Annotated in this window: 22 protein-coding genes; 7 read left to right on the forward strand and 15 right to left on the reverse strand. The window is 68.9% G+C overall.

Going from position 1 to position 21,750, the window contains the following annotated elements:
• The first annotated feature begins 1 nt into the window (after position 1).
• Positions 2–2,194 (forward strand): alpha-galactosidase, encoded by a 2,193-nt coding sequence (locus tag Ate02nite_RS47285; protein ID WP_203814567.1) that lies wholly within the window; start codon positions 2–4, stop codon positions 2,192–2,194.
• The gene (locus Ate02nite_RS47290) at positions 2,191–3,381 is read left to right on the forward strand and encodes an ROK family transcriptional regulator (RefSeq protein ID WP_203814568.1); all 1,191 of its coding nucleotides are present in this window, start codon (positions 2,191–2,193) and stop codon (positions 3,379–3,381) included. Before Ate02nite_RS47285 ends, Ate02nite_RS47290 begins: the two co-directional genes overlap by 4 nt.
• Here Ate02nite_RS47290 and Ate02nite_RS47295 read toward each other — a convergent pair.
• The 7 genes from Ate02nite_RS47295 to Ate02nite_RS47325 all read right to left on the reverse strand — a co-directional run bounded on the left by Ate02nite_RS47295 (position 3,364) and on the right by Ate02nite_RS47325 (position 10,195).
• The gene (locus tag Ate02nite_RS47295) at positions 3,364–4,182 is read right to left on the reverse strand and encodes an ABC transporter ATP-binding protein (RefSeq protein ID WP_203814569.1); all 819 of its coding nucleotides are present in this window, start codon (positions 4,180–4,182) and stop codon (positions 3,364–3,366) included. The two genes, Ate02nite_RS47290 and Ate02nite_RS47295, sit on opposite strands and share 18 nt — an antisense overlap.
• Entirely contained in the window at positions 4,179–5,057 is an 879-nt protein-coding gene (locus Ate02nite_RS47300; protein WP_203814570.1) for an ABC transporter ATP-binding protein, read from the reverse strand. Before Ate02nite_RS47300 ends, Ate02nite_RS47295 begins: the two co-directional genes overlap by 4 nt.
• Positions 5,054–6,013: an ABC transporter permease gene (locus Ate02nite_RS47305; protein WP_203814571.1), complete on the reverse strand. Its 960-nt coding sequence runs from the start codon at positions 6,011–6,013 to the stop codon at positions 5,054–5,056. Before Ate02nite_RS47305 ends, Ate02nite_RS47300 begins: the two co-directional genes overlap by 4 nt.
• Positions 6,014–6,024: 11 nt before the next feature.
• A complete protein-coding gene (locus Ate02nite_RS47310; protein WP_203814572.1) occupies positions 6,025–7,014 on the reverse strand; it encodes an ABC transporter permease in 990 nt (329 codons plus the stop codon).
• Between the two features lies 1 nt (position 7,015).
• Positions 7,016–8,713, reverse strand: coding sequence for an ABC transporter substrate-binding protein (locus Ate02nite_RS47315; protein ID WP_203814573.1), 1,698 nt, complete (start codon positions 8,711–8,713; stop codon positions 7,016–7,018).
• A 139-nt stretch (positions 8,714–8,852) separates the two neighbouring features.
• Entirely contained in the window at positions 8,853–9,836 is a 984-nt protein-coding gene (locus Ate02nite_RS47320) for a glycoside hydrolase family 5 protein (RefSeq protein WP_203814574.1), read from the reverse strand.
• The gene (locus Ate02nite_RS47325; protein ID WP_203814575.1) at positions 9,833–10,195 is read right to left on the reverse strand and encodes a cellulase family glycosylhydrolase; all 363 of its coding nucleotides are present in this window, start codon (positions 10,193–10,195) and stop codon (positions 9,833–9,835) included. The genes Ate02nite_RS47320 and Ate02nite_RS47325 overlap by 4 nt, the downstream gene beginning before the upstream one ends.
• A 182-nt stretch (positions 10,196–10,377) precedes the next feature.
• On the opposite strand from Ate02nite_RS47325, the gene Ate02nite_RS47330 reads away from it, so the two are divergent.
• Positions 10,378–11,418, forward strand: a complete 1,041-nt coding sequence (locus Ate02nite_RS47330; protein WP_203814576.1) for a LacI family DNA-binding transcriptional regulator — start codon at positions 10,378–10,380, stop codon at positions 11,416–11,418.
• A gap of 90 nt (positions 11,419–11,508) precedes the next feature.
• Here the strand turns inward: Ate02nite_RS47330 and Ate02nite_RS47335 are convergent, their stop codons facing one another.
• Both Ate02nite_RS47335 and Ate02nite_RS47340 read right to left on the reverse strand, forming a co-directional pair.
• On the reverse strand, positions 11,509–12,453 hold the full coding sequence (locus Ate02nite_RS47335; RefSeq protein ID WP_203814577.1) for a phosphotransferase family protein: 945 nt from the start codon (positions 12,451–12,453) through the stop codon (positions 11,509–11,511).
• Between the two features lie 68 nt (positions 12,454–12,521).
• Entirely contained in the window at positions 12,522–12,938 is a 417-nt protein-coding gene (locus Ate02nite_RS47340) for a VOC family protein (RefSeq protein ID WP_203814578.1), read from the reverse strand.
• 63 nt (positions 12,939–13,001) lie between these two features.
• On the opposite strand from Ate02nite_RS47340, the gene Ate02nite_RS47345 reads away from it, so the two are divergent.
• Positions 13,002–13,946 carry a helix-turn-helix transcriptional regulator gene (locus Ate02nite_RS47345; RefSeq protein WP_203814579.1) on the forward strand — a complete coding sequence of 315 codons (945 nt, stop codon included), beginning with the start codon at positions 13,002–13,004 and terminating at the stop codon, positions 13,944–13,946.
• Positions 13,947–14,667: 721 nt separating this feature from the next.
• Here Ate02nite_RS47345 and Ate02nite_RS47350 read toward each other — a convergent pair.
• The 3 genes from Ate02nite_RS47350 to Ate02nite_RS47360 all read right to left on the reverse strand — a co-directional run bounded on the left by Ate02nite_RS47350 (position 14,668) and on the right by Ate02nite_RS47360 (position 17,405).
• Positions 14,668–15,237: an NADPH-dependent FMN reductase gene (locus tag Ate02nite_RS47350; RefSeq protein WP_203814580.1), complete on the reverse strand. Its 570-nt coding sequence runs from the start codon at positions 15,235–15,237 to the stop codon at positions 14,668–14,670.
• 66 nt (positions 15,238–15,303) lie between these two features.
• Positions 15,304–16,953, reverse strand: a complete 1,650-nt coding sequence (locus Ate02nite_RS47355) for an MDR family MFS transporter (RefSeq protein ID WP_203814581.1) — start codon at positions 16,951–16,953, stop codon at positions 15,304–15,306.
• Positions 16,950–17,405 (reverse strand): MarR family winged helix-turn-helix transcriptional regulator, encoded by a 456-nt coding sequence (locus tag Ate02nite_RS47360; protein ID WP_239148227.1) that lies wholly within the window; start codon positions 17,403–17,405, stop codon positions 16,950–16,952. Before Ate02nite_RS47360 ends, Ate02nite_RS47355 begins: the two co-directional genes overlap by 4 nt.
• A gap of 138 nt (positions 17,406–17,543) precedes the next feature.
• Here Ate02nite_RS47360 and Ate02nite_RS47365 point away from each other — a divergent pair, with 138 nt between their 5' ends.
• Entirely contained in the window at positions 17,544–18,212 is a 669-nt protein-coding gene (locus tag Ate02nite_RS47365; RefSeq protein ID WP_239148228.1) for a TetR/AcrR family transcriptional regulator, read from the forward strand.
• Here the strand turns inward: Ate02nite_RS47365 and Ate02nite_RS47370 are convergent.
• Together Ate02nite_RS47370 and Ate02nite_RS47375 are read right to left on the reverse strand one after the other, a co-directional pair.
• Positions 18,188–19,033: an SDR family NAD(P)-dependent oxidoreductase gene (locus Ate02nite_RS47370; protein ID WP_203814582.1), complete on the reverse strand. Its 846-nt coding sequence runs from the start codon at positions 19,031–19,033 to the stop codon at positions 18,188–18,190. The genes Ate02nite_RS47365 and Ate02nite_RS47370 overlap by 25 nt on opposite strands.
• Positions 19,034–19,101: 68 nt before the next feature.
• Positions 19,102–19,542, reverse strand: a complete 441-nt coding sequence (locus Ate02nite_RS47375) for a universal stress protein (protein WP_203814583.1) — start codon at positions 19,540–19,542, stop codon at positions 19,102–19,104.
• A 115-nt stretch (positions 19,543–19,657) separates the two neighbouring features.
• Here Ate02nite_RS47375 and Ate02nite_RS47380 point away from each other — a divergent pair, with 115 nt between their 5' ends.
• A complete protein-coding gene (locus Ate02nite_RS47380; protein ID WP_203814584.1) occupies positions 19,658–20,263 on the forward strand; it encodes a TetR/AcrR family transcriptional regulator in 606 nt (201 codons plus the stop codon).
• A gap of 13 nt (positions 20,264–20,276) precedes the next feature.
• Here the strand turns inward: Ate02nite_RS47380 and Ate02nite_RS47385 are convergent, their stop codons facing one another.
• Complete coding sequence (locus tag Ate02nite_RS47385) at positions 20,277–20,792, reverse strand: winged helix-turn-helix transcriptional regulator (RefSeq protein ID WP_203814585.1); 516 nt, start codon at positions 20,790–20,792, stop codon at positions 20,277–20,279.
• An 82-nt stretch (positions 20,793–20,874) separates the two neighbouring features.
• Between Ate02nite_RS47385 and Ate02nite_RS47390 the strand changes: the two genes are divergently transcribed.
• Positions 20,875–21,369 (forward strand): nuclear transport factor 2 family protein, encoded by a 495-nt coding sequence (locus Ate02nite_RS47390; RefSeq protein WP_203814586.1) that lies wholly within the window; start codon positions 20,875–20,877, stop codon positions 21,367–21,369.
• Positions 21,370–21,750: the final 381 nt, after the last annotated feature.

Genomic DNA, 21,750 nt, shown 5'->3' on the forward strand with positions numbered 1-21,750 from the left:
GATGGGCGACGGCCTGGTGCACCTGAGCGCCGCAGACGTCAGCGTCCTGATCGACTGCCGCGGACCCGGCCTGCCCACCGTCGCGCACTGGGGTCCACGACTCACCGACCCGGCCCCGGAACGCCTCGCCGACCTGGTGCTGGCCACCGCACCGCAGCCGATCGGCTTCTCCGCGGACGCGCCCGTGCCGGTCTCGCTGCTGCCGGAACAGTCCGCCGGCTGGCTGGGCTTCCCGGGTCTGGCCGGGCACCGCGACGGGCGGTCGTGGTCCAGCGCCTTCGCCATCGCCGGCGTGCACCGCGACCAGTGCGGTGCCGGCCGGGACTCGGCGGACGCCGTGATCGTCACGGCCTACGACGACGATGCCGGGCTGGTGCTGGAACTGGAGCTCGAACTGCATCGCAGCGGTGTGCTGCGCACCCGCGCCGGGCTCACCAGCACCCGGCCCGGCCGGTACTGGCTCCAGCATCTGGCCCTGCTGCTGCCGGTGCCCGAGGAGACCACCGAGCTGCTCGACTTCACCGGGCACCACCTGCGCGAGCGATCGCCGCAGCGGACCGCGTTCAGCCATGGCCTGCGGACCCGGGAGAACCGCACCGGCCGCACCGGCTACGACGCCGCGCACGTCCTCTGCGCCGGAACGACCGGCTTCGCGAACCGCCGAGGGCAGGTGTGGGGTGTGCACACCGCGTTCTCCGGCAACTCGAGGACGATCGCCGAACGGACCTTCCACGGGCGGTCGGCGCTGGGCGGCGGGGAGCTGCTGCTGCCCGGCGAGGTGTGCCTGGAGGCCGGCGAGACCTACACCAGCCCCTGGTTGTACGGCTCCTACGGCGCCGAGGGGCTGGACGAACTGGCCGGGCGTTTCCACGAGTTCCTCCGGGCCCGGCCGCGGCATCCCCGCACGCCACGCCCGGTGGTCGTCAACACGTGGGAGGCGGTCTACTTCGACCAGGATCTCGACCGGCTCACCGGGCTGGCCAAGGCGGCCGCGGCGGTCGGGGCGGAGCGATTCGTCCTGGACGACGGATGGTTCGGCTCGCGCCGCGACGACACCTCGGGGCTCGGCGACTGGGTCGTCTCGGCCGAGGTGTGGCCGGACGGACTCGGGCCGCTGATCACCGCCGTACGCGAATTGGGCATGGATTTCGGTCTTTGGGTGGAGCCGGAGATGGTCAACCCGGACAGTGATCTGGCCCGGGCCCATCCGGACTGGATGATGGCGGCCGGTGACCGGCTGCCCCTGCCCGCTCGGTCGCAGCAGGTGCTCGACCTGACTCAGCCCGCGGCCTACGCCCATATCCGGGACAGTCTCGATGCCCTGCTGCGCGACCACGACATCGCGTTCCTGAAGTGGGACCACAACCGCGACCTGGTCGAGGCCGGTCATCCGGCGACCGGGCGGGCCGGGGTGCACGATCAGACGTACACGGTCTACCGCCTGCTGGACGAGCTGCGCGCGGCGCACCCGCGAGTGGAGATCGAGTCCTGTTCCTCCGGCGGCGGCCGGGTCGATCTGGAGATCCTGCAACGCACCGACCGGGTGTGGGCCTCCGACTGCATCGACGCCCACGAGCGGCTCACCATCCAGCGCTGGACCAGCCTGCTGCTGCCGCTGGAGCTGATCGGCTCGCACATCGGCGCCCCGCGGTCGCACACCACCGGCCGCGAACTGACCCTCGACATGCGCGCCGGCACCGCGATCTGGGGGCATCTCGGCATCGAGTGGGACCTGACCACCGCCGACCCGGACGAGCAGGCCCGGCTGACCGAATGGGTGTCCCTCTACAAACAGCTGCGCGGGCTGCTGCACACCGGCACCCTGGTGCACGGGGACCTGGCCGATCCGGCGTACGAATTGACCGGGGTCGTCGCGCCGGACCGCTCGGACGCCCTCTACAACCTGACCGCGGTCGCGACGAGCCGCTCCTACCCGCCCGGCACCGTCGCCCTGCCCGGCCTCGATCCGCACCGGGTCTACCACGTCCGCCCGCAACCGCCGGGTGACCGGCCCGACGGCAACGCCGCAGCCTGGGGCGCTGCGTTACCCTGGTGCACGTCACAGGGTGTCCGGTTGTCCGGCCGCACCCTCGACACGGCCGGGCTCCGGATGCCGGTTCTCTATCCCGACCGCGTCCTGCTCGTCCGGGCGACGGCTGTGGACGACCCATCGCACCCCACGGAGAGCAAGTGAAAGAGGCGCGCCTCCGGGGTGCCCGGGAGAGCATCCTCGACGCGATCCGCGCCTCCGAGCAGCTGAGCCGGGTCCAGCTCGCGACGATGACCGGGCTCACCGAGGCGGCGGTCTCGATGACCGTGAAGCGGCTGCTCGCCGACGGCCTGATCGTCGAGACCGGGCGGGAGCCGACGGCCGGGAAACCGCGCACCATGCTCCGCCTCGACCCGGCCGCGCGGCTCGCCGTGGGCATCTACCTGGACGAGGAAACCACGACGTACGTGCTCACCGGGCAGACCGGGGGCGTGCTGTCCCGGCTGGCCCGGCCCGCCCCGGAGAGCGGCGACGAGCAGGAGGTGCTCGACCGGCTGGTCGCCGACGTGGAGGTGCTGCTCTCCGGCTCGGGGGTGGATCGCGCCCGCTGCCTCGGAATCGGCGTGGTGTGGCCCGGGCCGCGCAACGGCGTGCGTAACCCGGACGACGCTCCCCCGCACCTGCGCGGCTGGCGGGACGACGAGCTGGGCAAGCGGCTGGCCGAGGCGACCGGTTGGCCGGTCCTGGTGGAGAACGACGCCACCGCGGCCGCGGTCGGCGAGTACTGGGTGGCCCGGCTGGGCCCGCAGCAGGGCTTCGCCGCCCTGTACATGGGCAGCGGCCTCGGCGCCGGGCTGATCATCGAAGGACGGGCCATGCGCGGCGGCGGGGGCAACGCCGGCGAGTTCGGCCACCTCTGCGTCCAGGTCGACGGGCCGGCCTGCTGGTGCGGCAGCCGGGGCTGCCTCGAGATCCTGGCCGGGCCACGCACCGTGGTGGGCGCCGCGGCGTCGGACCCGGTCGCGGCGGCCGAAGCCGGGCTGGATCCCGACGCGCCCCGGCAGAGTGTGATCGCCGGTTTCGCCGCCGTCGCCCGGGCCGCGCGAGCCGGCGCACCGCGGTGCGGCGCCCTGCTGGAGGAGTCCGCACGGTACGTCGCGGCGGCCGCCGAGTCGATCGTCAACCTCCTCGACCTCGATCTGATCGTGCTGACCGGCCCGGGGTTCGCCGCCGCCTCGTCCATCTACGGCCCGGCCATCACCAGCCGGATCGCCGCCGCCGACGGCCGCACCTGGCATCGGCAGGTGCGCGTGACGGTCTCGACGGCCGCCGCGGCCGCGTCGGCGACCGGGGCGGCCGCCCTGGTGCTGCAGTCACACATCCGGGGATGACCGGAGCTCGGTCATCCGCCGCTCGGGGTTCGGGGCCGCCGCGGCCAGGGTTTTCGTGTAGTCGTGCCGGGGTCGCAGGATCACGTCGTCGGCCGGTCCCCGCTCGACGACCCGGCCCTGGTACATGACCAGGATCTCGTCGGAGAAATGCCGGGCCGTGGCGAGGTCGTGGGTGATGTAGAGGACCCCGAGGTGCTCTTCGCGCTGCAACGCGGCCAGCAGGTTGAGCACGCCCAGCCGGATCGAGACGTCCAGCATCGAGACGGGTTCGTCGGCGATGAGGATGCCCGGTTCCGGGGCCAGCGCGCGGGCAATCGCCACACGCTGGCGCTGCCCGCCGGACAACTCGTGCGGGCGTCGCCGCGCGACCACGTCGGCCGGGGTGAGCCGGACCCGCTCCAGCAGGTGCAGGACGCGGGCCCGCACCTCGGCGTCGGGCATCCGGGGATGGTGCAGCCGCACCGGGCGTTCGAGGTGATGCTCGACGGTGTGGTACGGGTTCAGCGACGCGAACGGATCCTGGAAAACCATCTGCACCGTACGGCGGTAGTCGCGCAAGCCGGCCCCACGCCGCGCCACCGGCACGCCGTCCAGCCGGATCTCCCCCGCCGTCGGATGCTCCACCTGCAGAAGCAGTTTGGCGATGGTGGACTTGCCGCTGCCGCTCTGCCCGACCAGGGCCACCGTCCGCCCCGGGTCGAGGGCGAAGCTCACGTCGTCGACCGCGCGCAGCCGCCTGGTGTGCAGACCCTGCCGCAGGTGGTACTCCTTGACCAGGTTCCGCGCCTCCAGCGTCGTCACGATGCGCTCCCGTCGATGTGTACCGCGTCCATGGCGAGCAGCCGATCGTCGACGGAACCGCGGACGAACGATCCCCGGTCGCCGGTGAGGCTGGGAAACGACGCCAGCAGCCGTTTGGTGTATTCGTGCTGCGGGTCGGTATAGAGCGTGAGGGCGTCGGCGAGCTCGACGATCTCCCCCTCGCGCATCACCGCGATCCGGTCGCTGATCTCCAGCAGGAGCGGCAGGTCGTGGGTGATGAAGACGACCGCGAAGCCCAGCTCGTCGCGCAGCCGGGTGATCTCACGAAGGATCTCGCGCTGCACCACCACGTCCAGTGCCGTGGTCGGCTCATCCATGATCATTACCTGCGGTTCCAGGGCCATCGCCATCGCGATCATCACGCGCTGCCGCATACCGCCGGAGAGCTCGTGCGGGTAAGCGCCGAGCCGGGCCCGGTCCACCCCCACGCGTTCCAGCAGATCGCCGCACCGCTTGCGCCGCTCGCGGCGGCCCAGGTCCGGCCGATGGGTGAGATAGATGTCCTCGAGCTGGTCGCGGATCGAGATGACCGGGTTCAGCGAGTTCATCGCACCCTGGAACACCATCGAGACCTGATCCCAGCGGGTGGCCCGCAGTTCTTTCGCCCCGAGTTCGTTCCAGTCGACGTCGACGCCGTCCCGGGAGTGGAAGACCGCCCGCCCGGAGACGATCGCGGCCGGCGGTTTGAGCAGGCGGACGATGCCGTACGCCAGCGTGCTCTTGCCACACCCGCTCTCCCCGGCCAGACCGAGAACCTCGCCACGTTGCAGGGTGAAGGAGACGTCACGAACGGCGTGTACCGGCGGCTCGACGAGATAGTCGATGCTCAGGTTCTCGACGGTCAGCACGGTCACAGCCCGGCCTCCTTGGCCTTCGCCAGCTGCTGCCGGGACATCCGCCAGCCGCGCCGGGCAGCACGCGTCTGGTCCCGCAGCCTCGGGTTGATGATCTCGTCGATCGAGAAGTTGATCAGGGACAGCGCCGCGCCGAACAGCGCCAGCATCAGGCCCGGCGGAACGAACCACCACCAGGCGCCCAGGCGCAGGGCCAGGCCGTTCTGCGCGTAGTAGAGCATCGTGCCCCAGGTGAACGAACCGCTCGCGCCAAGACCCAGATAGGACAGGCCGGCCTCGCCGAGAATGGCGAAGATGACCGCGAAGACGACCTGGGAGGCCAGCAGCGGGATGAGGTTGGGCAGGATCTCCACGGTGAGGACGCGCCACCGCTTCTCCCCGGCGACCCGCGACGCGATCACGTAGTCACGGTTGCGCAGGCTGAGGGTGTAGCCGCGCAGCACCCGCGCGGACCCGGCCCAACCGGTGATCGATAGCACCAGCGCCACCAGCCAGAGACTCTTGTCGGGCACGTAGCTGGAGATCACGATCACCAGCGGCAGTCCCGGGATGACCAGCATGATGTTGGTGAACAGGGAGAAGGCCTCGTCGACCCAGCCACCCGCGTAGGCGCCGACGACGCCGAAGAACGCCGACAACAACAGCGTGAGTACGCCGACGATGGCCCCGATGGTCAGCGAGCCGCGGGTGGCGTGCGCGAGTTGGGCCAGCACGTCCTGACCGGTCTGGGTGGTGCCGAGCCAGTGCGCTCCGCTCGGCCCGGTCAGCCCATAGTCGTGCACCAGCGACGGGTCCTGGGTCACGTACGGTCCGAGGAGTCCGAACAGGAGGATGAGACCGCCGAGGGTCAGGCCGATGGCCAGCTTGGTGGTCATCGGCGGCAGTGACCGGCGACGGCGACTGGGTTCGGCGAGGGTGGCACCCGCCGGGTCGGCGGCCTGCGTGGTGAGTGTCATGGCAGTTCCTCTCAGCCACGCGTCCGCGTGCGCGGGTCGATGACCGAGTACAGGAGGTCGACCAGTAGGTTCGCCCCGAGCACCGACAGGGTGATGACCAGGAAGATCCCCTGCATCAGGGCGTAGTCGTTGCCGCTGACCGCCTGCAGCAGGGCCGAGCCGATGCCGGGGTACGAGAACACGGCCTCGGTGACGATCGACCCGGCGACGACGAAACCGAGCGAGATCGCGAACCCGCTGATCGACGGGAGGATGGCGTTTCGGGCCGCGTACCGCAGCCGGATGCGTCCCGGTCGCAGGCCCTTGGCCTCGGCCGTGACCAGGTAGTCCTCGGAGAGCGTCGAGACCATCATGTTGCGCATGCCGAGCATCCAGCCGCCGACCGAGGACAGGATGATGGTCAGCGCCGGGAGGGTCCCGTAGTAGATGACCGACCGCAGGAAAGCGGCGTTCCAGCCGGGCGTCACGGTGTAGACGTCGTAGCCGCCGTTGAGCGGGAAGACCGGCCAGATGCTGCCGAGGGCGAAGAGCAAAATCAGGGCGAGCCAGAAGTACGGCACCGACTGGAACATCGTGGTGACCGGGATCAGGCTGTCCAGCCAGGACCCGCGCTTCCAGCCGGCCAGGGTGCCCAGCCCGACCCCGACGACGAACGAGATCAGCGTGGCCAGGCCGATGAGCCCGATCGTCCACGGCAGGGTCTGCTCGATGATCGTCGTCACCGGCGCCGGGAAGAAGGTCACCGAGACGCCGAGGTTGCCGGTGACCAGGTTGTGCAGATATTCCGTGTACTGCGACCACAGTGGCTGGTCGGTGCCGGCGCCGAGGAGTGCCTCGATCGACTTCCGGGTCTCCGGGGTGACCGGGCCGCGCTGACCCAGTTTGGCCAGCAGGATGTCGACGGGGTCACCCGGCATGAGCCGCGGGATGATGAAGTTCACCGTCACCGCGGCCCACAGCGCGACCAGGTAGAAGCCGATCTTCCGGAACAGGTAGCGCACGCTACTTGGCCTTCAGGTTCGCCAGGACGATGCCGTTGTCCCACACCTTCCAGGACGCCGGCAACGCGTACTTGTTGTCGTTGGTGGGCCAGCCGGTGGCGCGATCGGTGTTGAACTCGGTGAGCATCGAGTTCACGTAGATCGGGATGTACGGCAGATCCTTCGCGATCTCGGTCTGGATGATCGCGTACTGCTGCTTCTGGATGTTCTCGTCGTTGGTCGCTCCGGCCGCGGTGATCGCATTGTCCACGGTCGTGTTGCGGTACCGGGCGTAGTTGCCGTTCTGGCCGGCCGGCTGGCCGACCTTGGCGGTGGTCGTGCTGGAGTACTTCAGGTTGTAGGTGTAGAACGGGTTGGACGAGGGGCCGAGCCCGATCGAGTCCAGCGACAGCTGGTATTTACCCTGCACCTGGTTGTCGCTCCACTCGTTCCACGACAGCTGGGTCGGCTTGAGCTCGATGCCGACCTCCTTGAACTCCTGCTTCATCGCGTCATTGAGCGAGATGAAGTCGCTCCAGCCGGTCACCGTCTGGATCGTCAGCGACAGCCGCTTGCCGTCCTTGGCCCGGATGCCGTCGCCGCCCTTGACCCAGCCCGCCTGGTCGAGGAGCTGGTTGGCCTTCGCCGGATCGGCGCCGCCGGGCACGGTGACCAGGCTCGAGTCGGTGATCCACTTCTTGTCCCGCTCCGGCAGCAGCAGCGTCGGCGAGGCGGGCACCGCGAACCCGCCGCCGGCCAGCTTGTTGAGCTGGTCGCGGTTGATCGCGTAGTACATCGCCTGCCGCACCGCCGGATCGGTCTGCGCGCCGGTGCACCCGAGGCCCGCGTCCGAGCAGGTGAAGATCGATGCGGTGAGGGCCGGCGTGTTGACGTACGTCAGGTTCTTGTGATTTTTCAGCAGTTGATCGAGACCGGGCAGGAAGGAACTCATCCAGTCGACCTGTCCGGCGATCAACGCCGCGCTCGCGGCGTCGGCGGTGGCCAGTGAGATGTAGCGGACGGTCTGGATCTGCGGCTTGCCCGGCTGCCAGTAGGACGCGTTCTTCTCCATCACGTAGCTCTGCGAGGAGAAGGTCTTCAACTTGTACGGGCCGGTTCCGACCGGATTCGGGTTGATGGTCTTCCCCGGGTCCGCGATGCCCTTCCAGACGTGCTCCGGGAGCATCGGCGTGTAACCGATGAGGCTGGGTTCCTCGGTGTACGACGCCTTCGGGAAGGTCAGCACCACGGTCTTGTCGTCCTTGGCCACGGCCGAGGTGATCTTGACAGCGGTCGCGTTGATCGCCGGCGTGCGGCGAATCAGGTCGAACGTGAAGGCGACGTCCTTGGCCGTGAACGGCTGACCGTCGGACCACTTGACGCCCTCGCGGGTGGTGATCGTCAACTGGGTGCCGTCGGAGTTCCAGGAGTAGGCGGTGGCCAGCATCGGCTGCGGCGCCGCCTCGGCGGCCAGGTTGAAGTAGTAGAGCGTCTCGTAGATCAGGCCCTCGGTCGGCTGCAGGAAGGTCGGTGAGAACGGGTTCCAGTTCTCCACGATCGTGCCGTTGGCGCCGTTGAAAATCGTGATCGCGCTGTTCGCGGCGCCACCGGGCTTGGCCTTGGACGAGTCGTCCGAGCAGCCGGCCAGGATCAGCGACGCGGCGGTTATCAATGCCACGGTCAGGCTCGCGGCCCGACGGCGAGTGATGCGTGTCCTCATCAGCGAGTCCTTCGATCGGATCGCCGCCGCCAGCGGCGAGTGAGTGGGGACATTATTAAGTGGCTTAAGATTCTTCTGTCAAGAGCTGATCGCGACCCGGCACCTGGTAGGTGCCGGGTCGTAACAAACTCTCGAAGGATCAGTAGATGGCGGCCTCGGAGCTGGTGCTGTAGATGCCGTCGGCGCCGAACCAGACCCGGTTGCCCCAGGTGGTCGGCTTGTTGCCATCGAAGCCGGCGACCTGGTCGAGATAGGACAGGTCGCTGCTGTTGCCGCTCCAGGACCAGCCCAGGAGCCCGTAACCGGCGTTGTGCGCCACCGACAGGATCGCGTCCTCGTTGATGTCGCCGTACGCGTCGTAGGGGCCGAACTCGCCGATGATCAGCGGCAGATTGTTGTTCTTGAAGGTGTTCACGTACGAGCTGATCGTCGACGAACTGCCGTACTGCGAGTACATGTGCACCGAGAAGATCACGTTGTGCCGGGGGTCGGCCGACTGGACCGAGGCGGCGTTGTTCTTCATGACGCCGTTGTTGTCCTGGCCCCAGTTCGGCGCGTCGACGACCAGCGCGTGATCGAGGCCGGCGTTACGCAGCTTGCTGACCGCGGCCTTCGTGTCGGCGGTCCAGTTCGACACGTTGCTGTTGCCGTACGGCTCGTTGCCGATGTTGATGATGACGTAGTTCTCCTGGCCCTGCAGGGCGCTCTTGATGCTGATCCAGTAATCGGCCGCCGACGACAGGCTGTAGGCGCCGCTCGCCTCGCCGTACCCGGTGGTGTCGTGATCCTCGAGCAGGCAGATCAGTTTGTTGGACTTGCAGATGGCGATGACGTTCGCGACATCGGACGCGCTGTTCTTGGTCCATCGGCCGCCGCTGAGTACCACCCGGACGGTGTTGGCCCGCCAGCCCTTCTGCCAGCCGAGCGCGGTCGCCGTGTTGCCGGGGAACCACGCGTGGGGCTGGTTGGTGCCGCGCATCATGAACGAGGCGCCGTTGCTCTCGAGGACGGCCTGACCGCTGACGTGGATGCCGGTGGCGGCATACGCGGGGACGGCCAGCGCGCCGGCGCCCAGCGGCAGCGCCGCCGCCAGCGTCAACGCCAGCTTCGCGGTGATCTTCATGAGTCACTCCCGGGGTCGGTCAGTGGGCGATCAGGGGTCACCGCGAGGACGGCGGCGACGGTTCGGCGGATCACCTGGTCCTGGGTCATGCGCATCTCGTCGACGAGGCCGAAGCTCAGCACCGTGTTCGGCACGTAGCGGTAGCGCAGGGCGATGCGCTCCCAGACGGCCACGAAGGCGTCCTGAGTCCGCCGGTCGGCGGGGACGGGTGTCGGGTGCAGGCTGAGCAGGAGAGGGAGCCCGCGCTGGCAGCAGGCGATCACCGCATTGTCGATCCGGGTCAGGATCTCTTCGTCGGAGTCGCGAGCGTCGGGTTCGACGCTCCACAACCGGCAGTCCACCGGTAGCCGGACGATCACGAGCAGCGACCCTCCTGTGATGCATCCCACTGAAGTTTGTAAGTTTCGAGAACGTTAAGTTCAGCAGACATTGATGTCAAGCGATGTCTATGCCGACCTTGTTAAGCTCTTCGTTCAGTAGGTCGCCGCCGTCGTGTCCTGTTGCGACATACTGAGCCGGTAACACCGGGCAGAGGAGGACCGTGGTCAAGCGAGTGACGATCGCCGATATCGCCCGCGAGGCCGGCGTGTCCAAGGGAGCCGTGTCGTACGCCCTGAACGGGCAGCCGGGCGTCTCCGACGCGACCCGCGACCGGATCCTCCAGATCGCCGAGCAGCTGCGGTTCACGCCGAGCCGCGGCGGCCGGGGGCCGTCCGCCGGCAAGACTCGGGCGGCCGGACTGGTGATCTGCCGCCCGGCCCGCATTCTCGGTGTCGAGCCGTTCTTCATGGAGCTGATCAGCGGCATCGAAGCGACGCTGTCGGCCAGCTCCTGCGACCTGACCATCCACGTCGTGCCGGGGCACGACGCCGAGCTTGAGGTGTACGAGCGATGGGCGGCGCAGCGGCGGGTCGACGGCGTGTTCCTGGTCGACGTCCGGGTCGATGACGAACGCCTCGAAGCCGTACGCCGGCTCGGGCTGCCGGCCGTCGCCATCGCCGGTCCGGGCGACTTCGGCGGCATCACCAGCGTGTGGTCGGACGACGCCGCGGCCATCACCGACACCGTCGAATACCTTGCCGCGCTGGGTCATCGCAACATCGCCAGGGTGGGCGGCCTGCCGGACCTGCTGCACACGGTCATCCGCACGAAGGCCTTCGCCGCCACCTGTCAGCGGCTCGGCGTCCAGCACGCCGTGACCGTGCCCTCCGACTACACCGGTGAGGAGGGCGGCCGGGCCACCCGGCGCCTGCTCAGCTCCGCGGAACGGCCGACGGCGATCATCTACGACAACGACATCATGGCGGTCGCGGGCCTCGGCGCCGCCCACGAGATGGGCATCGCGGTCCCGCGGGACCTGTCCCTCGTCGCCTGGGACGACTCCCTGCTGTGCAGCGTGGTGCACCCGCCGCTGACCGCCCTGTCCCGGGACGTCGCCGCGTACGGGACCGTCGCCGCCCGGCACCTGCTGACCGTCATCAGCGAAGGCACGGCGCCGAGCTACCAGCACGCGACGGCGTTCCTCGTCCCGCGGGGCAGCACCGGCCGCCCGTCGAACGTCATGGCCGACACGATGGGTTGACGCCCTGGCGACGCCCACTTCCCCGACCAGCCGGCCATCATGCTGACCGTCGTACAGCAGCGGTTCGCCGAGCTGGAGCAGGACTCGCGGTTACCCGAGGCGCCGTAGCGCTGTTTCGATAGCGACCTCGACCCGGGAAGTCATGCCGGGCACATCGACGGGACGGCGCCCTGCGACCTGTCCACGGACCCACTTCGGCCCGCTGTCGTCATAGTGCAGCAGGGCATACAGGTCCCACCATGGATCGAGGGTCACCCCGGCGATCGACTCATAGAGCGACCGGAGCTGCTCTGCCCACTCGGGCGAGTAGAGCGCCGCCAGGTATCGCCGGCAGTGCCCGACGTCGATCGCACGCGACCCTCGATGGATGGAGTTCCAGTCGGTCAGACCGGTAATCCTCCCGCGCGACCAGAGCAGGTTGACCGGTAGGAGATCGCAGTGCAGAAAGACGGCCGTGTCCTTTGGTGGCGGCCCTGCCATGACACCGAACGCCGCCTTCCATACAGCTGGCTTCTTTGCGCCAGCCGGTATCTGAGACCCGTCCCGCGGAGCGATCCAGGAATCCGTCCACGGCCTGAGGATCTTGGCAGGGAGATCGAGGGAATGCACCGATACGGCAATCTCTGCGATCCTCGTCATCCACGACCGAGGTTGCGCCGGATTGAGGTTCACCTGCCCCGGCAATCGGGTCATCAGCAACGCGGGCGCGCCCCCGGTCGAAGCGCCGGTGACATCAGCAGCCAGGATGCTTGGAACCGGGAGCCCGCTTCCTGCCACCACACCAAGGTTGGCGATCTCCGTCTCCAGGGCTTCGTGCAGGTCGAAGCCGCCCGGGTACTGCCGCAGTACGACGAATGTTCGCGTTCCGTGTCGTTCGACCGTCAGCCTGTTTACGGCGGAGCAGACGCCACCGGTCAATCGTCGATAGCCGACGATGCGACTACCTCGCCCCATCGAGGCCGCAACCCAGGCGAGAGTTTCCGCGGAGGGCCGACGCTGCCTGAACCCGCCGTCTCTCCAGTCGCCTCCGGTCATGAGCGCGAGCCTATTTGTCAGGGGCCTGCGGCAATACGAGTTTCCAACCGCATGATTGTCGCTCTCGGTCACCTGCGCTGATCGGGCAGCATGTCCTGGTAGTGCTGGTTGAGCATCACTCCGAGGATGTTCCCGAACGGGTCGAGCACCGAAGCGGTCACATAGCCGGCACCGCGCTCGGTCGGCTCGCCATGCGGCAACGCACCGAGCGACAGCAGTCGGCCACACGCGGCTTCGACGTCGTCCACGGCCCAGTAGACGATCGCACCGCCGGGTCGCCCGGAGTGCGGGTGCGGTGCGAACCGGCTGTTCAGGACACCGAACTCATGCTGGTAGTCACCGATCCGCCATTCCAGGTAGGCCCCTTCGCGCACGAAGTACGGCTCGATCCCGAACACCTCGGTGTACCAGGCACGGGCCGCGTCGAGATCGTCGGCGAAGAAGGTGACAGTGGTCAGTCCGCGAAGCGCTGCTGAAGTGGTCATGACCTCATCCTGGAAGCAAAAGTGCTCACCCTCTGAGCACTTTTCGGGAGAAGAATGTGGGGCATGCGTGCCGACCGACTCGTCGCAGCCCTCCTGCTGATGCAAACGCGTGGCCGGGTCACCGCCGCCGAGCTCGCCACCGAGTTGGAGGTCTCGGTGGCCACCGCCCGCCGTGATCTGGAGGCGCTGTCCGCGGCCGGAATCCCGGTCTACCCGCAACCCGGCCGGCACGGTGGCTGGCAGCTGGTGGGCGGTGCGCGTACCGATCTGAGCGGCTTGTCCAACGCCGAGGCCCAGGCGCTGTTCCTGCTCGCCGGACCGGCTGCGGCGTCCTCCGACGAGGTCAAGACAGCGCTGCGCAAACTGCTGCGGGCACTGCCCGAGACGTATCGGACCGAGGCGCGGGCCGCGGCCGGGGCCACCCTCGTCGACCCGGCCGGCTGGGGCGAGCACGGCCACGACCGGCCCGACGGGCTGGAACCACTGCAGCAGGCGGTGGTCCGGCAGCACCGGATCCGGTTCACCTACAAGGGCGTACAGCGCGAGGCCGAACCGTGGGGCCTGATCGACAAGGACGGCGCCTGGTATCTCATCGCCGGCACCGACCGGGGGCAGCGCACGTTCCGCCTGGACCGGATCGCCGACCTGACCGTGACCGGGCAGACCTTCACCCGGCCGACCGGCTTCAGCCTGGACACCGCGTGGGACCAGGTGGTCGGGACGATCGAGGAACGCCGAGCCCGCACCTGGGCCACCCTGCTCATCCCGGAACGCTTCCTCTGGGTGCTGCGCGACCATTTCGGGCGGCACTGCCACCCCGGCGAGGTGCTCGGCGACGGCCGCGTACACGTCCGGGTCGGGGCGCCGACCCCCCGCGACATCGCACGCACCCTTTCCGGCTGGGGCGCGGTGGTGGAGGTGATCGAACCCTCGGAGGTACGCACGGAACTCGCCCGCATCGGTTCCGAGCTGACAGCCCTGTACACCCCCGGCAACAAGGCGATGTAAGCGTGCTGCCGGGGGTTCCTCGATGACGCCTGGTCAGCGCGCCGGGGTCTTGCTCTGGCGTACCTGGCTGAACGGCACGTCGCGGTCGGCGGCGTACTCGCGTGGCATGTTGAGCAGGCGCTCGCTGATCAGGTTGCGGGACATCTCGCTGCTGCCACCGCCGAGGCTGGCTCCCTGCCGGAACAGGAAGTTGACGCCGCGTCGGGCAACTCGCCCGCACTGATGCCGTCGGTAACCCGCACGGCGAGCTGGTCGGCACGTCGTCGAAGAACTCCTGGCAGAACTCCATGTTGCCGTTGACCTGCTCGATGCGCCGGATCTCGACGACTGGCTGGTGCGCCTTGACGATGAGCATGGTCAGGCCACGGTGCTTCGGGGCGTCCCAGTCGGTGCGGGGCCAGGCAGAGGCCGTAGTCCGCGGCGTACGCGTTGGAGCTCCGGATCTTCGAGGCGTTGAGCATGAACACGTCGCCGTCGCGGGTGCCGCGGGTGTCGGCCAGGTCGGAGCCGTCCCGGGACTCGGAGAGGAACTGGACGAGGACCTCGTCGCCGCGGGGTGACGGTCAGGCGGCCGCGGTCCAGCGTTCGTCGCCGAGGTCATCGATCGCACGTCGTTGACGGCGGTCAGCGCGCGGTGGCTCCGCATCTCGGTGTCGGTCATGCCGCCCCGGTGCGCCCCACGCCGTTCTCCAGTACCAGCGCGGGACGACCGTCAACGCGCTCAGGAGACCTGGTGCGGCCGGGCAGCGCGCAGCGCGGCCGCCCACCACAGCAGGTCCTCGGTGAGCAGCTCGAGTCTCGGCTCGAGAGGGCTGAAGATGGCCTGGTCGGCGGTCTGCCGGGCGGCGATCATGGTGTCCGGCAGGATGTGCACGGCGTGCCGCAGCGGCGCCATCTCGAACTCCACGGCGACCTGACGCAACTGCTCGACGGCCCGGGCACCGCCGACGTTCCCCCAGCCGACGAACGAGATCGGCTTACGGGTCCACTCGACGAACGTCCAGTCCATGGCGTTCTTGAGTACCGCGGGATAGCCGTGGTTGTACTCGGCGGTGAGGACGATGTAGCCGTCGGCCCGGTCGAGGGTGGTGCCGAGCCTCGCAACCGCGTCGTTCGCGTACTCCCGCGGCGCCTTGGCCGGCGGCGGCGCGTCGAAGAACGGCAGCGGATGGTCGCGGAGGTCGACGATCTCAGCGTCCGCCCGCTTGCTCACGTGATCGAACACCCAGCCGGCCACGCGTTCACTGAAGCGCCCCTCGCGGGTGGTGCCGGTGATGATCTGAATAAGCATGTTTCTCGATTCCCATCAAGGAACTGGCCCCGCCACGGGTCCGTGGCGGGGCCGGCAGAACCGGGATCAGCGGCGGGTCGGCTTTTCACCCGGGTCGATGCTCACCTCGTCGAAGGCGGGCGCCCCGTCGATGGCGTCGGCGGCGACGGCAATGGATCGGCCGGCGTCGGGCAGGTCGACGCTGGTCCGCAGGGTGGACGGCTTGAGCAGCACCGCGGCGATGACACCGACCACCGCGATGATCGCCGAGATCAGGAAGATGTGCCCGGTGGCATCGCCGTACGCGGCCCGGACGATGTGCTGGAACGACTCCGGCAGCGCGCTGATGTTCAGCGTGCTGGCGCCGCCGCCGGCCGGGGCGGAGACACCGGACGCGGCCAGGTCGTGGGTGATCTGGTCGGTCACCCGGCGGGCAAGCACAGCACCGAGGACCGAGACGCCGATGGTGCCGCCGAGCGACCGGAAGAACGCCACCGAGGCGCTGGCGGCGCCGATGTCCTTGAGCGCGACGGTGTTCTGGACCGCGAGCACGAGGTTCTGCATGGACATGCCGACGCCGCTGCCGACCAGGAACATGCCGATACCGACGAACCACAGCGGCGTCTCGTGGTCGATGGTGGAGAGCATCCCGAACCCGGCGACCAGCACGACCGTACCGGCAATGATGTAGGGCTTGATCTTGCCGGACACGGTGATCATCCGGCCGCTCACGATCGAGGTGACCAGGACGCCGGCCATCAGCGGGATGGTCAGCAGGCCGGCCTCGGTCGGGCTGTAGCCGCGGCCGATCTGGAAGTACTGACCGAGGAAGACGGCGCCGCCGAACATCGCCATGCCGACCGCGAGGCTGGCGATGATGGACAGGGCGGTGGTGCGCTCGCGGATGATGTCCAACGGCACGACCGGCTCGGCCGCGCGGGACTCGACCCAGACAGCCAGCGCGAGCAGCACGATCGACCCGCCGACCATGGCGAAGGTCTGCCAGGACAACCAGGCGAACGAGTCGTCCACGAAGGAGATCCAGACCAGCAGCACGCTGACACCGGCGGCGATGAGGAACGCGCCGGCATAGTCGATCTTGACGTTCTCCCGGCGGATCGTCGCCAGGTGCAGGGTCAGCTGCAGCAGGATCAGCGCGACGATCGCCACCGGGACGCCGATGAAGAAGCACCAGCGCCAGCCGAGCCAAGAGGTGTCCACGATCAGGCCGCCGAGCAGTGGCCCGCCGACGGTCGCGAGGGCCATCACGCCGCCGAGGTAGCCGTTGTAGCGGCCGCGCTCGCGGGGCGGGATCATCGCCGCGATCGCCACCTGAACCAGGGCCTGCAGGCCGCCGACACCGATGCCCTGGAAGGCGCGTGCGGCGATGAGCTGACCGGCACTCTGGCTGAAGCCGGCAATCACCGAGCCCAGCACGAAGATCACGATGGACAGCTGGATCAGCAGCTTCTTGTTGAACAGGTCGGCGAGCTTGCCCCAGATCGGGGTGGTCGCCGTCGCGGTGAGCAGGGTCGCCGTGACGACCCAGGTGTACTGGGTCTGCGAGCCGTTCAGCGAGCCGATGATCTTCGGCAGTGCGGTCGACACGACCGTACTGCTCAGCATGGCGACGAAGAGAACCAGCAGCAGACCGGAGAGCGCCTCCAGGGTCTGCCGGTGGTTCATCGGCGCCGCGCCCTCGGCCGCGTCGTCGATCGTCGGTGCGGGTGCGCTCATCGCGCGACCTCCAGATTGTCGTGGGAGGCGAAGGAAGCCTCGATGTCGTGGGTGAAACGGGCGAGCGCAACGGTCAGGGCCGCGACCTCCTCGGCCGACCAGCCGGACAGGGCCCGATCGAGCACCCGGCCGAGCCAGTCGGCGATGTCGGCCAGGGCGACCCGCCCGGCCGGGGTCACGGCAAGCACGCTGGCGCGGCCGTCGTGCGGATCGGGCAGCCGCTCCACCAGTCCGTGCGCGACCAGGGCGGCAACCGCCCGGCTGATCGTGGACGGGTCCAGCGAGGTGCGAGCCGCCAGTTCCCGGGCATGGCAGCCGGCGGGAAGGTCGTCTATCTGAGCGAGCAGGCCCGCCGGGATCCCCGGTCGCTCCATCGCACGACTCTGCTTGATCAGGCGCATGCACTTGAGCAGGTCCTGCAGCCGCAGCCCGAGCTCACGTTTCGCGTCCACGTCCCCTCCGATGCCACCGGTTGTTGAACGCAAGCATCCTCTTACCTTTCTCAGTGCGCAAGTTTTCCCGGCGAGAAAGTTACTAGACGTGACAGCAAACGGGGGATTACTCCCCGTTAAGTTGGGTAGGCTCGGGGTGTGGCCGCGGGGAATCGGATGCGGGCGGACGCCCAGCGCAATCGGGCCGCCCTGCTCGCCGCGGCCAAGAAGGTCTTCGGTGAGCACGGGCTCGACGCGCCGCTCGACGACATCGCCAAACGGGCCGGCGTCGGCAACGCCACGCTCTACCGGCGGTTCCCGGATCGCCGGGAGCTGATCTGGGAGGTCTTCGCCGACCGGATGGCCGACTACCTGCGCGCCGCCGACCACGCCCTGACCAGGGCCGACACGTGGGCGGCGTTCGTCGACTACGTGGCCTACCTGTGCGAGTTGCAGGCCACCGACCGCGGCATCTCAGAGCTGCTGACCACGACCATCGTCGACGTGGACGACCGGCTCACCCGGCTGCGGGAACTCGGCCGGGAGCGAACGGCCGAGGTGATCACCCGGGCGCAGACTCCCGGTGGCCTGCGCCCGGACTTCACCCCGCAGGACTTCGCCCTGCTGCTGATGGCGAACGCCGGAGTGGTGCGCAGGACCACCACGTACGCCCCGGAGGGCTGGCGAAGGCAGCTGGCCTTCGCCCTCGACGGTCTTCGCGAAGCCGCCGCCACCGCCGCTCCCCCGCCACCGTCGGAGGCGGCGATGCTCGCCGCGATGCGGCTGCACCGTGGGCCCGCCGATCAGGCGGCGGAACCGCCGAGGTAGTCGCGGGCGGCGGCACCGATGTCGCCGTAGAGGGTGCTGTGCGTGACGGCGAGCAGGCCACCGTCGACCGGCAGCGTCGTGCCGGTGATCCAGGTGGACCGGTCGGAGGCGAGGAACAGGGCCGCCTGCGCGATGTCGCGCGGCTGACCGACCCGGCCGAGGGCTTGCGAACCGTCCAGCCGGTTGCTGAGGAACTGCCGGAACTCCTCGGTCCGCTCCGGCGACAGGCCCAGCGGCTTCGTCATGATGGGCGTGACGATGATCCCGGGGGCGATGGCGTTGCTGCGAATGCCGTAGCCGCCCAACTCCCCGGCGGCCTGCCGGATCACACCCAGCACCGCGTGTTTGGCGATGGTGTAGCCGGCGCTGGACCAGCCGCCCTCGAACGAGGCACCGCTGGCCGTGGTGATGATCGATCCGGCGGTCCCCTGCGCGATGAACTGCCGGGCCGCGAACCGGTGCCCGGCCACCACCGCCCCGGTGAGCAGGCGCAGGGTGCGGTCCAGTCCCGCCGACCCGAGCTCCAGGATCGGCGACTGGTCGCCGCCGGCGCCGGCATTGTTGAACATGACGTCGAGCCGGCCGAAGGTGGCTACCGCGTGCGCCACCAGGCCTTCCACCTGGTCGTCGTCGGTGACGTCCGCGTGCCGGTAACTGACGTCGCCGGGGAACCGCTTCTCGAGTTCGGCGCCCAGATCGTCCTGCACATCCCCGACGACGACCTTCGCCCCCTCCTCGACGAACAGCTCGACCGTGCCCAGACCGATTCCACTGGTCCCGCCGGTGATGACGGCAACCTTTCCGGAAAGCTCTCCAGCCATGTCGGATCCTCCTCGTAAGCGCAGCTCAGTTCACTGAACGTAACGCTATTCGGGGACTTACTCCCCATTTAAGGAACGACAGTGACCGGCCAGCGACCACACTTGACGAGACGGAGGGCCAGCGATCCGGCGATGCGATGGGCGAGGCTGTCCGAACGGCCGACGATCACGGTCCCCGCCTGCACTTCCCGGGCCACCTCGCAGAGCACCGTGAACGGGTCGCCGAACCGCACGAGCAGCTGTGCGTCGACATCCCGCGTCAACTGTGTCCGCGCCGCGGCCACGAGCTCCGTCTCGATCTGGTCCTGGATCTCCATCGTCGTCGCGACGGCGGCCCCGCTGGTGTCGACGACCGCCAGCAGTCCACCGGGCTGGGCCCGGGCATAGACCGCCACCAGCCGCGCATGCTGCCGGCGCGCGAGCCCCGCCGCGTACGCCCCGGCGCGCAGGGAAGACGGCGAGCCGTCGATGCCGACGACGATCGCCGCCGGACTACAGACACCGTTCATCCCATCCCTCCCGCTCCTGCCGGCCTCCAATAGTTGAACGATTCACGTTCACTTATTCGAACGGTATCCTGACGGAAACCGTTCAGCAATCGGGTCCCGGGGATGAATGATGAGCATGGAGACGGCTCCTGTCGGGCGGCCGCGGGATCCTGAGGTCGACCGCCGGATCGCCCAGGCCGCACTGGACGTCTTCGCCGAGGCCGGCTGGTCCGGATTCGCCATGGAGACCGTCGCCCGGCGCGCCGGGGTCGGCAAGGCCTCGCTCTACCTGCGCTGGAGCAGCAAAGAGGCCATGCTCGCCGACGCGCTGACGCTCCGGATCGGCCGGGTGGCCGATGTCGACACCGGCACCCTGCCAGGTGACCTCACCGAACTCGCCGCCCAGGTGCTCAGGGCCTACGCGGGCGACACCGGACGGGCCGCATTGCGTCTGACGCTGGAGGCTGCCACCATCCCCAGCCTGGCCGGACACTACGACGCGATGCGCACAGCCGAGATCGGCGCCGCCCGCGCCATCGTCCGCCGCGGCATCGCGCGCAGCGAGCTTCCGGCCGGCACGTCGGTCACGCTGCTGCTGAACACTCTGATCGGCGGCGCCATGATGCGGGCACTGACCTCCCCGGCCGACAAACGGCCCATGACGGCCCGGGACATCATCCGGCACGCCCGGCAACTGGTCGATTTCCTGCTCAACGCCGTCACCACTTCGGCTCTTCAGTGAGCGAGCAGCGGCGTTACGGTTTGTTCGCGGTTCCTTCTCCGCCCAGGTAGTCACCGACGCGCATCGTGCCCGGGCCCGGCCGCCCGCCCGGGCCCGGCAGCGGCGCGACCTCGTCCGCGCTGACCTGGGCGCCGCAGTGGGAACAGTGGACCTGCGGGACGAAGCGGTGCCCGCAGGCGCGATGTTCGAAGGTGATAGGTGGGCCATCCTCGGGATCGGTCCATCGGTCGCCCCAGGCTGTCAGCGCCATCAGGATCGGCACCAGGTCCCGTCCGGCGGCGGTCAGGCGATAGAGGTCCCGGGGCGGATGCTCGCTGTACCGCTGCCTGCACACCACACCGCCGGCGATCAGCCGGTCCAGCCGTACGGTCAGAAGGTTTCGGGAAATACCCAGGTCACGCACCAACTCGTCGAAGCGGTCGATACCGAGGTAGAGGTCGCGCAACACGAGCGGGGACCACCAGTCGCCCACCACGTCCAGGCTGCGGGCCAGGGAACAGTGCATCTCCGAGAAGCTGGTCTGCCGCATGGTCCCCAGGGTAGTGGGTTGCACGATTGAACTTACTCGGGCACCGTGGACCCACGGTTCGACCGTCACTGAGGAGCCTCTCGTGGATCAACAGTTCGACGCCGTCGCCACCTGGCGGGCGGCCGGCGAGGCCGGTGACGCCGCCCGGGCAGTCACCGCCCTCAGCCCCGACATCACCCTGATCTCGCCGATCACCGAACAGTTCACCTTCCGCGGTCATCAGCAGGTGCTCTCCCTGCTCGAGGTCGCCCTGACCGCGATCGACGGCATCACCTACACCGATCAGGTCGCCGAGGACCGCACGGTGGCACTGTTCTACGAGGCGAACGTCGACGGGACCCGCCTCTACGAAGCCCAGCGGCTACGCCTGGACGACGACGGCCTGATCACCGAGATCACGCTCTTTATCCGGCCCCTTCCGGCACTCACCCGGCTGATGACCCGCCTCGGACCCGAACTGGCTCGGCGCAACGGGCAGCCGGCCTTCGCGCGGCTGATCCCACTCGCCGGCGGCCTGCTGCACTCGATGGCCGACACCGGCGAACGAAAGATCATGCCCAGAGCCGCACCCCGATAGAACCATTCACGTTGTCAGGATCACTCGCGTCCGAGAAACGTGCACTGACGTACACGCGCGAACAATCGGGCCCACCAGTCGGCTCGGCATCGATATCAACGACCCGGTCAGTGCGCACCTCGTGCAGAGCATCCTAGGAACCTGGACCGCTGATCTCCGGCCCGGGCCGGAACGTCCCCTCCCGCCCGTCATCGGGCCCTCGGTAGTCCAGCCCCGGCCCGCTTGACGTCAAGGAATCCTGGCAGGTTACTGGTTCACGGCCGCACGGCGGCCCGGCCGAAGTGGAGTTCTTCGGCGACGGTGACGAATTGTCGCAGCTCTCTGATATCCACACCATCACACTAGCCTGCATCGATACTTCTGAGGTATCGGTGCGCCGCC

This window comes from Paractinoplanes tereljensis (assembly GCF_016862435.1).
GTDB classification, from domain to species: domain Bacteria; phylum Actinomycetota; class Actinomycetes; order Mycobacteriales; family Micromonosporaceae; genus Actinoplanes; species Actinoplanes tereljensis.

What these genes read in the sequence shown, in the direction of transcription:
- Ate02nite_RS47285 (WP_203814567.1), top strand. Translation starts at nt 2, where the DNA reads ATGGGCGACGGCCTGGTGCACCTGAGCGCCGCAGACGTCAGCGTCCTG.
- Ate02nite_RS47305 (WP_203814571.1), bottom strand. Translation starts at nt 6,013, where the DNA reads ATGACACTCACCACGCAGGCCGCCGACCCGGCGGGTGCCACCCTCGCC.
- Ate02nite_RS47315 (WP_203814573.1), bottom strand. Translation starts at nt 8,713, where the DNA reads ATGAGGACACGCATCACTCGCCGTCGGGCCGCGAGCCTGACCGTGGCA.
- Ate02nite_RS47320 (WP_203814574.1), bottom strand. Translation starts at nt 9,836, where the DNA reads ATGAAGATCACCGCGAAGCTGGCGTTGACGCTGGCGGCGGCGCTGCCG.
- Ate02nite_RS47335 (WP_203814577.1), bottom strand. Translation starts at nt 12,453, where the DNA reads ATGACCGGAGGCGACTGGAGAGACGGCGGGTTCAGGCAGCGTCGGCCC.
- Ate02nite_RS47340 (WP_203814578.1), bottom strand. Translation starts at nt 12,938, where the DNA reads ATGACCACTTCAGCAGCGCTTCGCGGACTGACCACTGTCACCTTCTTC.
- Ate02nite_RS47345 (WP_203814579.1), top strand. Translation starts at nt 13,002, where the DNA reads ATGCGTGCCGACCGACTCGTCGCAGCCCTCCTGCTGATGCAAACGCGT.
- Ate02nite_RS47350 (WP_203814580.1), bottom strand. Translation starts at nt 15,237, where the DNA reads ATGCTTATTCAGATCATCACCGGCACCACCCGCGAGGGGCGCTTCAGT.
- Ate02nite_RS47355 (WP_203814581.1), bottom strand. Translation starts at nt 16,953, where the DNA reads ATGAGCGCACCCGCACCGACGATCGACGACGCGGCCGAGGGCGCGGCG.
- Ate02nite_RS47370 (WP_203814582.1), bottom strand. Translation starts at nt 19,033, where the DNA reads ATGGCTGGAGAGCTTTCCGGAAAGGTTGCCGTCATCACCGGCGGGACC.
- Ate02nite_RS47375 (WP_203814583.1), bottom strand. Translation starts at nt 19,542, where the DNA reads ATGAACGGTGTCTGTAGTCCGGCGGCGATCGTCGTCGGCATCGACGGC.
- Ate02nite_RS47380 (WP_203814584.1), top strand. Translation starts at nt 19,658, where the DNA reads ATGGAGACGGCTCCTGTCGGGCGGCCGCGGGATCCTGAGGTCGACCGC.
- Ate02nite_RS47385 (WP_203814585.1), bottom strand. Translation starts at nt 20,792, where the DNA reads ATGCGGCAGACCAGCTTCTCGGAGATGCACTGTTCCCTGGCCCGCAGC.